Raw genomic sequence first — 13211 nt, 5'->3', positions numbered from 1 at the left:
TCACTCCTTGGTATGTAATTTATAACCTAACCCTTTAACCGTCAAAATAAAGGAAGGATTTGAAGGGTCGGCCTCAATTTTTTCGCGTAAGCGCCGAATATGTACCATCACTGTATTATCGGAACCAAAAAAGTCCTCACCCCACACCTGTCCAAACAAGGTTTCTTTGCTTAGAATCTGATTGGGATGATGCATAAAACAGCTCATTAAACCGACTTCTTTGGCGGTTAACACGAGGACCTCGCCATTTTTTTTTAATTCTGTCTCATTGGCACTAAGCTCAAAGGGGCCAGCTTGCAAACTTTTCGGAGCCTTTTTTTCTTCTGTAAAGCCAGCTCTTCTCAGTTGTGCCTTTACCCGATAAGCGACTTCTTTCGGACTGAACGGTTTAGTAATATAATCATCGCCACCTATCGCCAGTCCTAACAGCTTATTAATTTCCTCGTCTTTTGCAGACATAAATAAAATGGGTGCATTTGATGTTTCCCGAATTTTTCTGCATAAGTCATATCCTTCTCCATCTGGGAGCATAATATCTAGCAATATAAGCTCAGGATTATACTCCTGAAACTTGTCCCAACCCTCTGCAACGGTCCCGGCAGTTACAACGTCTGGAACACCTTCTTTATGTAAAACAGCCTTCATCAGACGCGCTAAATCATCTTCATCGTCTATGATTAATACCCATTTACGACTTGCCATTTATTTCCCTCCAAATCCGTCTTTATGTACATTATTACATTATAAAGGACTCTTTATTTCTTGCGCAAAAAATTGCAAAAGAAAGGCTTGCATGAAGATGGGTATTACTTAGACGAACATAGCAAAGCAATATTTGGTGATTTATTAAAATTCATTCTAGATAGATCCAAATCAGGTAAGGAGTTTGGAATGCCGTTAGATGACAGCGACTTGCAAGGAGTGCAAGCAGCCTTAACAGGAACAACTGCAACCAATGCTGATTTGCAGAATATTTCACAGGATGACTTTGTACGTACAGCCGTGATTATGCTGGTCGGAATCATAATTGTGCTAATAGTCATTACGCGCTCTGTGTCCAGCTCTCTGTTTATTATTGCTTCCTTGTTGCTAGAGTACTTACTTCTCTTGCAGTGAAATCTTGAGCTGGATCGTTCCATTTTTCAGCTTCATTATGATTGCAGCCCTGGGCGTTGATTACAGCATATTCCTGATGATGCGGTATAACGAACTTGAAGGGGATGTTGGATCATCTGCGCCGCGTTGATTCCTTCGGGCGTAATGACACTTTTACAGGTAGCATTCGTAATAATCATTGCACTATGATTACTAAGTGTAGCGGCCATGCCGATGTTCTTGACTGCATTAAAGCAGCTTGCTAGCCAATTAAATGGTTCAAGCACCGGTGCTACATCAAAGAATGTAGTTGACAAATTGAGTCATATTTAGGCGGCAGTAAAATTTAAAAATACATGCGTATTACGTATGCTGAGAACAATAGAAAGAATCTTTGGGGACCTTTGTGGTCCCTTGTTTCACCATATCAGAAAGTATATAATTATCGACTATACCTTACAACTTTATTACGCTATAATCAACGTAAAGTCATCATATGACCTAAGAGTAGGATGATTTTAATAGATTAATTAATATTAGCTTTTGATATGCCGAAACGTATTTTGTTATTGAAATAGGTTGTTTATATTGTTTATGATATTATTAAAGGTGTTAATTAAATCTAGAGTAGGTAGATTATGAGTCTAAATGACAACGTATTAATTAAAATTCGTGATATGCGAGAGAGTTTTACACCAGTTGAACGATTGGTCGGAGATTACATTTTAGAAAATACGGAAGAGATCCCTCATTTGTCGATAAAGGAATTGGCTCAATCGAGTAAGACAAGCGATGCATCTGTCCTTCGCTTCTGTAAGACGATGGGTTACAGCGGATACCGCAATTTTATTGTCAGTATATCGGCATCTTTGGGTTCTCGTGATGAGGATTCAAAGGCTCAATATACAGATATTCAGCCGGGTGATGATCTCTCGACAATTATATCAAATATTTCATTGAATAATTGCAAGTCCATTGAGGATACGCTTAGTGTTATTGATCGAAAAGAAATTACAAGAGCTGTAGAATTACTATGTCATAGTAAGCGAATTGTTTTTTTTGGAATAGGTGCTTCGGGACTCGTTTGTATGGACGGGGAACAGAAGTTCTCGCGAATTAATAAGATGTGTCATGCCTATACAGATGGTCATAGTCAGCTCACGGCAGCAACTTTACTTGAGAAAGATGATGTTGCCATTTTCATTTCTAACTCTGGAGCAACTAGTGATATTATTGATGCACTGGAAATTGCCCAAAAGAATAGAGCGAAATGTATTGCGATTACGAAGTACAATAAAAGTGAGCTTGCGGAGCGGGCGGATATTGTACTGAGCATATCCACACCTGAAATAACAATCCGCAGTGGGGCTATGGGCTCGCGTATTGCAATGCTTACGATCATCGACATATTATTTGCTGGTGTCGCAAGTGCAGAATATGAAGAAGTAAAAACCTACTTAACAAAAACGCATAATATATTAAAGAAAAAACTTAGAAATTAGGTTCTGATAGAATGAATGTGGAGGAAAGCATTGATCATGGATCAATGCTTTCTTTTTTTTGTATTTCATTCACTTATTCGTGTACTAAAATGTACTACTTATCAATCCATGTCAGATTATCTACATGATGAATACGTTAATCTAATGAATATAATAAGTAGTTTAATTCAATAATTAATAGCTTGGCACACAATTATGAGGAAGAAAATGAATGGAATCGAAGACGAAACATCATCCGGTTGAACACGGATGATGTAACTTTATGTTTCGTTTGGAGCGATAATCAGCAAATAATACATTTTTTTAAATCGCTTTAACCTTAGAGCCATAGCGATCAAAGCATTTGGTAAAAATTTAAATTGTATCTTGTAAGCGCTTTATAAATGTGGTATAACATAGTATGTAAGAGATGAAATAAAACATCAGAATTTAATTTCTTTATGAAATTATATTTCAAAATCTATTGACGAAGCGATGGTGTTGTATTAGTATAAGAACATAATAATTGTAAGTTAATATAACATGTTTTGTTAATTCTATGACAGATTAAGGCTGGGAAGAAGGAGGATGGCTATGAATGACTACCTTGCGGGATTGACAACAGAGGCTGTGAATCCAGACACATTAATGATTGATGAATGTACTACGGAAGAAATGATCCAGTTAATGAATCAACAAGATGCACTGGTCCCCAGAGCTATAGCTGAGGAGATTCCGCAGATTGCAAAGGCGGTAGATATTCTACATCATAGGTTGTCTAATGGTGGAAGAATGTTTTACATAGGAGCTGGCTCATCAGGAAGATTAGGTGTTCTGGATGCTTCCGAATGTCCCCCTACCTTTGGTACAGATCCTACCTTGGTGCAGGGCTATATTGCTGGTGGTGATATTGCTTTGCGTACTGCGGTTGAAGGCTGTGAAGACGATATGGATGAAGGGATCGCATTAATCGAAAGCATTGGTGTAACAAACAAAGATGTACTTATTGGGATTTCGGCAAGCGGTAGTGCAAACTACGTTATTGCAGCTTTAGCGAAAGCAAAGGAACTTGGAGCAGCCACTATCGGTGTTTGTAATAACAGAGGCTCAAAGTTCGAACCCATTGTAGATGTTTGTATAACACCTGTTGTAGGACCTGAGGTCATTAGCGGTTCGACTCGATTAAAGGCAGGAACTGCTCAGAAGTTGGTGCTTAATATGCTGACAACATGCACAATGGTCAAGTTAGGAAAAACGTACAACAACTTGATGGTTGATCTGAAGGCTAGTAATTTTAAGCTCGTAGATCGCTCGATTCGTATCATCATGAACACGACTGGTGTAGATACATCAACCGCCGAAGAAACACTTGAAAAAGCATCTATGAACTGTAAGCTGGCAATTATGATGATTAAATCGGGGTTAGATGCAAAAGAAGCAGAACAAGTACTTAACGCAAACGGAGGACGCTTGAAACAGGCAATCGCATCATTGGTTTAGGTGAGAAAAGTGGAATAACAGGATGGATGCTATTAATAATTGAGGAGGCTGTTTTCGATGAAAAAAAGATCACGTGGATTAACTCTGTTTTTGTCAGGAATCATGATGGTATCACTATTATCGGCTTGCGGAGGAAACGGAAATAACGCTCCAGCTTCTACAGATTCCGGTAACACAGGATCTAGTAACGGTGGTTCTGAGCCTAAAAAGGATACGATTACAGCACTTTTACCTCCGATATCAGCGAACTATCAAACACGTTTTGCTGATATGGAAAAAGAATTTAATACACTACATCCTAACTTGACTTTGAAAATCGAGCCAGCGAGCTGGGAAGATATGACACAAAAACTTGATACTCAAGTAAATGCAGGTTCTCCTCCAGATATTGCTTTTATCGGTGCTTCAGGAATTTCGAAATATGCAGCACTTAATGTACTAATCGACCTTAACGGTGCCCTTTCTGATGAAGCCAAGGCAGATTATGACGAAGTTCCATTGAAATATTTCCAACTAGGTGACGCTCAATACGGCCTACCAGCGTATATGGAAATCCACACTATCGGTGGTAATAAACAATTCCTTGAAGAAGCCGGAATTGATTGGAAAAGCATTCAACAAAACGGTTGGACTTATGAAGAGTTCCGTAATGCAATTTCTAAAGGCGTAGTGAAAAATGATAAAGGTGAAACTACTCGTTATGGTTTCGTGTTCGCAACATCTGGTGTAGCATCTAAAGACTATCTAGCTATTCTTGCTAAAACTGCTGGTTTACCAGATTACTTCGATAAAGATCTTAAATATACGTATACAAGCAAAAACTTCTTGGGGCTACTTACATCTATTCGCGAAATGATCAACGATGGTTCTATGCCTAAAGAGCTAAGCTCTATCGATGCAGGTAAACGGTGGAACATGTTCCTAACGGGTCAAACGATGATCACAGGTAAAGGTTTATCTGCATTTGAAAACTCTGCTCGTCTAAACAATGAGAAGATTAAAGCGAACGATGGTTCAGCTGTTGCAGATTCTATTGAAGTTGATTATATTTCACTTCCAGTCCCAACATTCAACGGTGCCGATTATGTCCCTACTTCAATCGTTGATGGTTATATCGCACTTCGTGGTAAAAAAGCTCCATCTGAAGAGCACATCAAAAATATTGCCCTAGCAACGAATTTCTTGTCTTCTGGTTCAATTGCTGCTAACTACAGTAATGAGCTGTTCTTATCACCAATTACTGAATCTGCACGTAATGCGGAAGTACTTGAAAAATTCCCTCGTAACGAAGATAACGTTGCTGCAGGTAAAGCTATGATGGCAAAAGCGCTTCCGGCTCGTACAGATATTCCTACTGATCTGGCTGCTGAAGCATTGAAAATTGAAACAGAAGTTATTATTCCTAAACTACAAGCCTTACTTGCAAATGAGATTGCTCCACAAGAAATGTATGATGCAGTTAAAGCAGCTGCAATTAAATCTTTCGGTAAAGATGGTATTGTAGTTGACTAGTCTGTCGTAGGCTGACATGTGAAAGCTGTGCGTAGCTAGAACGTACAGCTTTCCTTCTAAATTAGCTAGAGTTTGTACTGTTTTTAGAAGAGAGGTGCGACCCAATGAATCAAACGTTGACTAAAAGAAAAAAATTGAAACTCGAAAGTGACTCAGGTTGGGGATACGCGTTTATCGCAGTAGCACTTATTGCGTTTTCTTTATTTACCGCATATCCAGTCATCAATGCTTTTATTATCAGCTTACAAAAATATGGTCCATTAGGATCCACTTTTGTCGGCATGGATAACTTCGTTAACTCGTTTTCAGATGAACTTTTCTGGAAAGCGCTGAAAAACACGTTAGTATATACGCTATTAACTGTTCCGTTTAATATTCTTCTATCATTTTTAATTTCAATTTTGATTATTCCTTTCAAGAAAAAAACACAAACGATCTTTAAGGCACTATATTACTTGCCAGCCGTAGCATCTGGTGTAGCGCTTTCTGTTGTGTGGCTGTGGATCTTCGATCCGTTAAAATCAGGTATTGCCAATAAGCTCGTAAGTTTTTTAGGTATTGAAAATCAAAACTGGCTTGGTTCCAGCGCAACTGCAATGTTCTCACTTGTGTTAATGTCATGGTTATCAAGTCATGGTACAGCAATTATTATTTATATAGCCGCATTACTCGCTATTGATAACAGCTATTATGAAGCAGCTGAAATTGATGGCGCGTCTTTCCTGCAAAAGCTTTGGTTTATCGTTGTCCCTTTCCTTAAGCCAACAACGCTATTCCTACTTGTTACTGGTGTTATCGGTTCCTTCCAAGTATTCCAAAACGCTTATCTTATGACAGGCGGTGGACCAGACCATGCAACAACAATGGTAGGTTTGTTAATCTTTAACAATGCGTTCACATATTTTGAGTTTGGTGAGGCAGCGGCACAATCATTAGTTCTAGCAGCGATTATCGGATTTATCTCATTCCTTCAATTCAAGTTTATAGGTAAAGATGTAGAATACTAGGAAAAGGAGCAGAATACTATGGGTTTGTACAACAATAGCTTAAGAAGCAAAGGGTATCTGTTTATGCGTAATGGTGCAAACATTACGTTCCTTATCCTATTTGCCGCAGCTACCATATTCCCGATATACTTTATGGTCATCTCCTCGTTCGGTGATCCGGTAGAAGCTGGTGCAATGAGCTATTCTATCCTACCAACGAAGATTTCATTTGAATCTTATAAATTCTTCTTTAACTTCAGCCCACATACATGGGACTGGTTATTGAACTCCTTTATAGTGGCAGCGTGTATCACGGTATCTAACGTATTTTTTGCTACACTTGCTGGATATGCGTTTTCAAAAATGAAATTTAAAGGGAAAAACATTTTGTTCGCTATTTTGCTGGGATCTATGATGATTCCTGTTCAAGTTACTCAGGTTCCACTATATATTTTGATCGTAAATATTTTTGAATTACAAAATACGTACACAGCGTTGATTATGCCGAGCATAGTAACGGTATACAATATCTTCTTGGTTAAGCAGTTCATGTCCTCTATTCCAGGTGAAATTATTGAATCTGCTAAAATCGAAGGTTGTTCCCAGCCTAAAATCTTCTGGTATATCATTATGCCTCTGTCTAAAACAATTATGGCAGTACTAGCAATCCTAACGTTCATGGCGGCATGGAATGACTTTTTCTGGCCGTTCCTAGTAACGAATACGATGGATATGCAAACCATTCAGGTCGGCTTGAAAAACTTTCGCTTTGCGAATACAACTTACTTTGCACCGATGATGGCGGGGGCAACCATTTCAGCAGTTCCAATGTTTATTTTGTTCTTCAGTTTACAAAAATACTTCCTTGAAGGGGTAACAGTTGGAGCGGTGAAAGGTTAATGGACAAACAATCAAAAGTTGATGCAACATACTTAGTTGGCTTGATGTCAGGTACATCAGTAGATGGTATTGATGCAGCAGTAGTTAAGCTTTTCCCATCAGCCGAAAAAGAGCATGGAGTAGAGATTGAATTACTGGCTTTTGAAAACACACCTTTTGAGGTGCAAGTTAGAAACTCCATATTTGAGCTTTTTGATCCCGCTAGCGCTACGATTGATAAGGTTGGCGCAATGAATATGTGGCTTGGCGAATTATACGCCCAAGCCACATTATCCGTTATAGGGAAATGCGGCCTTTCGCCTTCGCAAATATTCGCAGTAGGATCGCATGGTCAAACAATCTATCATGCTCCGGATGAGAATGTTATGGGCGGTTATAATCTGCATTGTACCGTTCAGATTGGGGATGGTGCAGTTATCGCCAATCGCACAGGAATTCCTTGCGTATCAGACTTTCGAGTTGCTGACATGGCAATGGGTGGACAAGGAGCTCCGTTAGTACCATTTACCGAATACTTATTGTTTAACAATCCAAAGAAAACACTTCTGATGCAAAATATTGGCGGAATAGGCAATGTGACTGTTTTGCCTGTAAATGCCTCACCGGATGAGGTATTTGCTTTTGATACGGGTCCTGGAAATATGATTATCGATGGCCTTGTATCGCAATTATTTGCACCAATGACAATGGATGTTAATGGCGAAATTGGTGCGGGCGGTCAAGTGATTGATGAGCTAATGAAATGGATGCAGCAGGATAATTATTATACGATGCCGTTACCAAAATCGACAGGCAGAGAACGGTTTGGCCAACAATACGTGGCACAAATTATTGAAATGATGAAGGTTAATCACTGGAAAGCAGAAGATGTTGTTGCAACAGCTACGTACTTAACTGCCTGGAGCATCGTCGATAGCTATGAACGGTATATTGCACCGCAGCACCAGGCTGAGCAATTGTTAATTGGCGGCGGTGGAAGCTATAACAAGACGCTTTTGCGTGATTTACAGCACTTATTTGCACCGCATAACGTGCAGGTGCTGACGCAGGAGGATATCGGTGGTAATAGTGATGCTAAGGAAGCAATTGCTTTTGCTCTGCTAGCGTGTTACACGATGGAGCGCTTACCAAACAATATCCCGCTAGTAACTGGAGCTTCACAGCCAGTAGTAATGGGCAAAATTTCCTGGCCCTATATTGGACGTTCACAGGAGGCTTAAATGTTGCAAATCAGACCCTTTTCAATTGAAGATCACTCTGCAGTTGTAGAGCTTTGGAATCGTGAGGCTACAAAATATGATTATAAGCCATTTACAGAGCGAGAGTTTCAAGATACATTCATCGACCATCCTTATTTTGACGCTGACTGTATATGGGTAGGCTGTGACGAAAAAGGGATTGTTGGTTTTGCAGCTGGCTGCTGCGGTGACGATCTCCCTCTTGGAGATGTGGCCGGTTATATTACGAGTGTTATTATAGATACCCATGTGGCTTCTCTGGAGCTTTACGATGCTTTTCTATTGCGTTTAGAAAAAAGATTCCAAGAACTTGGGAAAAGACAAGCTGATGTATTGTTTTTCAACCCTGTTAAGCTGAAGTGGAGTATACCAAGTGCACCTCAGCATGAGCATAATAATGCCCCGGGCATCAGTAAGGACCAGCCATTATATGAAGCTTTAATGGCTAGAGGCTACGAAGATCGAGCGACGCAATGCGGCATGTATTTAAAACTCGGAAGCTTTATTGTTCCCGAAGATATTTTAGACAAGGAAACCAAAGCAAATAGCAAGGACTATAACATTGGGCGCTATGTCCCTGATTTACATACAGGGCTTGAAGCAACGCTTGCTGCCCTGCAAAATCCGCAGTGGAAGAAGGATATTGTTACTTATGTGAAGGTTGGCGCACCCCTTGTAGTAGCTGTGTACGGCAACGAGGTTGTGGGCTTTGCAGGTCCAATTATTTCGCAGCCTGATGGAAGAGCATTTTTTTGCGGTATCGGAGTGCACCCAGAGCATGAGGGTCATGGCCTTGGCAGTGTATTATTTTTCAGAATGGTTGAAGCTTTTCAAAATGTGGGCTGTCAATATATCTCTCTATTCACTGGAAATAATAATCCGGCTCTTCGAATCTATCAAAAAGCGGGCTTTACTATTGAAAAACAATTTTCTATATTGCGGAGGGAACTTTAAAGATGAGCGAAAAATTCACAGTATTAGCAATTGGAGCGCATGTTGGTGATGTGGAGCTAGCTTCTGGTGGTGTGCTCGCTAGTCATAGTTTAAAGGGAGATCGCATTGTGACACTAGCGTTAACTGCGGGTGAACGAGGGGTCCCGGCAGGACAGGATATGAAGGAATATCGTCAGCAAAAAGTGAAAGAGGCACAGGTTTTTGCGGATATGCTAGGCGGTGAAGCCATTGTATTCGATGATTATTGTGACGGAGAGTTGCCTGACAATCAAGAAATTCGTATGGAGGTTTGTGATGTAATTCGTCGCGTGAAGCCTAATATTATTATTACACACTGGAAAAACAGTATGCATAAGGATCACGCGCTAACGCATCATATCGTAAATGATGCCCGTTTCTTCGCAAGTCTATCATCCTTTGAACGAGCGCTCCCCGCGCACTTTGCAGCAAGATTATATTACTCCGAAAACTGGGAGGATGCGGTTGATTATGTCCCTTACGTATATGTGGATTTCGATCAAGCGGCATTTGATCTATGGATAGATGCATTAAGCAAGCATTGGTTTGTGACGAATAGCAAATCTTTCAAATACATGGATTACTATAAAGCACTAGCAGTTGTTCGCGGCTGTGAAGCAAGAAAGACATATGCAGAAGCATTTATGGTGCCTGCTGAAACGGTGAAGGTTAGGCAGTCTAGTCTTTGGTAACTATTAAACTAGCTCTAAGAGGGAGTGTTTCTATGTATAGCAGGAAACATTCCCTTGTTCTATCCATTTATGCGAAAAAGCAGCTAGGAGGCAGCTTCATATGGTGTTAAATGGGATTGATTCTATAACGAATTATCGTTATTTGTTCGAAGGTAAGCGCGTAGGATTGATTACAGCGCCGACAGGTCTTACGAAGGATTTTGCATCAACGATTACTATATTACATGAAAATTTTAATCTTGCTGCGATGTTTTCACCAGAGCATGGCGTGCGCGGAGATTTGGATGCAGGGGCAGTAGTAGACACTTACATGGATCCTTTTACGAATGTTCCAGTCTATAGCTTGTACCGTAAAGACTCCAAGCGTTTAACAAAAGAAATGCTGAATGAAGTAGACATCATTGTATACGATATTCAAGATGTTGGTGTACGCTATTACACATTTATTTATACGATGCTGTATGCACTTGAAGATTGTGCAAATGCAGGTGTAGAATTTGTTGTTCTTGATCGTGTTAATCCGCTTAACGGGGTAACGGTAGAAGGGAATGTCTTGAAGCCCGGCTTCAAATCATTTGTTGGAAATTACGAGCTAGCCGTGCGATACGGCTTAACAGCAGGTGAGGTAGCAACGATGGCAAATGATCAAATGAATTGGAATGCATCGCTGCATGTCGTTCGTTTGGAAGGCTGGGAACGGAGCATGTCCTTCCCGGATACAGGATTAACTTGGGTTCATCCTTCACTTGGAATGCCACGATATGAAACAGCGTTATTATATACAGGAACATGTTTATTTGAAGGCACGAACTGCTCGGAAGGACGAGGCACAACGTTCCCGTTTGAAATGATTGGTGCTCCGTTCATTCAAGCGCAGCAATTGGCAGATGAGATGAATGCAAAAGGTATCCCGGGTGTGCTTTTTCGTCCAGTTCATTTCAAGCCAACGTCATCTAAACATTGTGGCGAGCTATGCGGCGGGGTACAAATTTACATTACAGATCTCCAAGTGCTGAGGCCTTTAGAAGTTGGGGTAACCTTATTATTTACGATAAGAGATTTGTACGAGCAATTTTCATTCCTGCCTCCTGTGAAGGAGGGCTCTCGTCCATTTATCGATTTGCTGGGGGGAGACAACATGTATCGTACGGAAAATATGCAAGCCAAGCAGCTGCTTGAACAGTTTGCAGCGGAAAGCAAGCAATTTGCAGAAATAACACAGCAGTATCATTTATATCGCTAGAGGAAGGTGAATAATTGATGAGAACAATAGAACATATGAGCTTGCGCGAAAAGATTGGACAAATGTTCGTAACAGGCTTCCCTTCAACCGAGATCACTCCTGAGCTGAAGGAAGTTATTGAGCATTATAAAGTCGGCAATATTATTTTATTCTCACATAATATCGACAATAAATATCAATTAGGCGAGCTTGTTACTGAGCTGCAGCAATGGTACACGACACATACTGGTATCCCGGGTTTTATTACGATTGACCAAGAAGGCGGTCGAGTCACTCGTATGCCTAAAGACGCGACCAATGTTGCTGGAGCCATGGCAATTGCTTCTTCAGGACGACCTGAAAATGCGTATGCAGCAGGCAGAATGACTGCCAGAGAATTGAAAGCATTAGGTATTAATTTTAATCTAGCTCCAGTTATGGACGTTAACAATAATGCATTGAATCCAGTCATAAATGTTCGTTCCTATGGTGATTCTGTTGCAACAGTATCCCAGTATGGAATTCAAATGATGAAAGGATTGCTCGATGGAGGCGTCATGTCCTCACTTAAGCATTTTCCAGGTCATGGTGATACAAATGTCGATTCACATATTGGCTTGCCTACCATTGAAAAAACTCTTGAGGAATTAGAGCAGCTTGAGCTGCTGCCGTTTAAGGACGCAATTGAGCAAGGCGCTCAAGCGATTATGAGTGCACATATTTTATTTCCGAAAATTGAAAAATCCGGTGTGCCCGGAACTATGTCTCATACCATTATTACAGAGATATTAAAAGGAAAATTAGGATATAAAGGGTTAGTTGTATCGGATTGTTTAGAAATGGACGCGATCAAACGATACTATGATACGGCAAAAGGAGCGTTAGGAGCTGTTAAAGCAGGTATTGATTTGGTATTCATTAGTCATACTCCTGAGACAGTGAAGGAAGCGATTCATTTGATCGAAGAAGCTGTAGCCACCGGTGATTTGGATGAAGCGCTAATTGATGCAGCTGTTACAAAAATTTTAGCTTATAAAGCACAATATGCGACGATTGAGGAGCTAGATTATGAACTAGTTGGCTGCGATGTACATCGCCGAGCAAATGAGCTAATGCGTACGGAAACGATCTGCCTCATTAAAGGTGAGCTCCAGTCCATTCATACCGGTGACGAGCAAGTGTTATTTATGGGTTCCTATTCATACCGCACCGATCTTGCGTCCAGCAGCTTGAATCAAGCTCTTAGCTTTCCGCAATATATGGGGGAGCATTTTAATACAGCTTATGAGATTATCGACATTGACCCGAGCGAGGAGCAAATCAACGCTGCGCTGCCAAAGGTACAAGGCTACAAGCATATTGTTATCGGCTTGTTCAATGCGCGTGAAAACAAAGGTCAGCTTGCGCTTGTTCAGAAGCTGCTGGCAGCAGGCTGCAAAGTAACGGCCATTACATTAGGTCGCCCGTATGATTTACCGTTAATCGAAGGCGAGTTCTGCGGAATTGCGGCATTTGAGTATACACTTGATGCATTCAAATCACTCCTTCCAATCCTAAATGGTGAGGTTGTACCCACCGCCAAGATTACGATACAGATGTAGAAAAAAAGTACA

13 protein-coding genes are annotated in these 13211 nt (G+C 40.6%); 12 read left to right on the top strand and 1 reads right to left on the bottom strand.

What is annotated here, in order from left to right:
• On the bottom strand, positions 1-702 hold the full coding sequence (locus MKZ09_RS21770) for a response regulator transcription factor (protein WP_036688733.1): 702 nt from the start codon (positions 700-702) through the stop codon (positions 1-3).
• A 189-nt stretch (positions 703-891) separates the two neighbouring features.
• Between MKZ09_RS21770 and MKZ09_RS34520 the strand changes: the two genes are divergently transcribed.
• From MKZ09_RS34520 to MKZ09_RS21715, 12 genes are all read left to right on the top strand, one after another.
• Complete coding sequence (locus tag MKZ09_RS34520) at positions 892-1116, top strand: MMPL family transporter (RefSeq protein ID WP_076134430.1); 225 nt, start codon at positions 892-894, stop codon at positions 1114-1116.
• 37 nt (positions 1117-1153) lie between these two features.
• A complete protein-coding gene (locus MKZ09_RS34515) occupies positions 1154-1246 on the top strand; it encodes a hypothetical protein (RefSeq protein WP_370511153.1) in 93 nt (30 codons plus the stop codon).
• A gap of 487 nt (positions 1247-1733) precedes the next feature.
• Positions 1734-2597 (top strand): MurR/RpiR family transcriptional regulator, encoded by an 864-nt coding sequence (locus MKZ09_RS21760; RefSeq protein ID WP_042129113.1) that lies wholly within the window; start codon positions 1734-1736, stop codon positions 2595-2597.
• A gap of 573 nt (positions 2598-3170) precedes the next feature.
• On the top strand, positions 3171-4076 hold the full coding sequence (murQ, locus tag MKZ09_RS21755; protein ID WP_076201622.1) for an N-acetylmuramic acid 6-phosphate etherase: 906 nt from the start codon (positions 3171-3173) through the stop codon (positions 4074-4076).
• A gap of 57 nt (positions 4077-4133) precedes the next feature.
• Positions 4134-5588 (top strand): ABC transporter substrate-binding protein, encoded by a 1455-nt coding sequence (locus MKZ09_RS21750; protein WP_076134432.1) that lies wholly within the window; start codon positions 4134-4136, stop codon positions 5586-5588.
• A gap of 104 nt (positions 5589-5692) precedes the next feature.
• Positions 5693-6595 (top strand): carbohydrate ABC transporter permease, encoded by a 903-nt coding sequence (locus MKZ09_RS21745; RefSeq protein WP_060622964.1) that lies wholly within the window; start codon positions 5693-5695, stop codon positions 6593-6595.
• Positions 6596-6613: 18 nt separating this feature from the next.
• Complete coding sequence (locus MKZ09_RS21740; protein ID WP_076134433.1) at positions 6614-7474, top strand: carbohydrate ABC transporter permease; 861 nt, start codon at positions 6614-6616, stop codon at positions 7472-7474.
• Entirely contained in the window at positions 7474-8694 is a 1221-nt protein-coding gene (locus MKZ09_RS21735; protein ID WP_076134434.1) for an anhydro-N-acetylmuramic acid kinase, read from the top strand. Before MKZ09_RS21740 ends, MKZ09_RS21735 begins: the two co-directional genes overlap by 1 nt.
• On the top strand, positions 8695-9666 hold the full coding sequence (locus MKZ09_RS21730) for a GNAT family N-acetyltransferase (protein ID WP_076134435.1): 972 nt from the start codon (positions 8695-8697) through the stop codon (positions 9664-9666). It abuts the gene before it with no gap.
• Between the two features lie 2 nt (positions 9667-9668).
• Positions 9669-10376: a PIG-L deacetylase family protein gene (locus tag MKZ09_RS21725; protein WP_076106428.1), complete on the top strand. Its 708-nt coding sequence runs from the start codon at positions 9669-9671 to the stop codon at positions 10374-10376.
• A gap of 100 nt (positions 10377-10476) precedes the next feature.
• Entirely contained in the window at positions 10477-11619 is a 1143-nt protein-coding gene (locus MKZ09_RS21720) for an exo-beta-N-acetylmuramidase NamZ family protein (RefSeq protein WP_076141025.1), read from the top strand.
• Between the two features lie 17 nt (positions 11620-11636).
• Positions 11637-13199 carry a glycoside hydrolase family 3 protein gene (locus MKZ09_RS21715; RefSeq protein WP_076201624.1) on the top strand — a complete coding sequence of 521 codons (1563 nt, stop codon included), beginning with the start codon at positions 11637-11639 and terminating at the stop codon, positions 13197-13199.
• The last annotated feature ends 12 nt before the right edge of the window (positions 13200-13211 follow it).

Source organism: Paenibacillus sp. FSL R5-0908, from assembly GCF_038006245.1.
In the GTDB taxonomy this organism is placed as follows: domain Bacteria; phylum Bacillota; class Bacilli; order Paenibacillales; family Paenibacillaceae; genus Paenibacillus_AQ; species Paenibacillus_AQ odorifer.
This window is presented reverse-complemented; position numbering and strand designations above follow the sequence as displayed.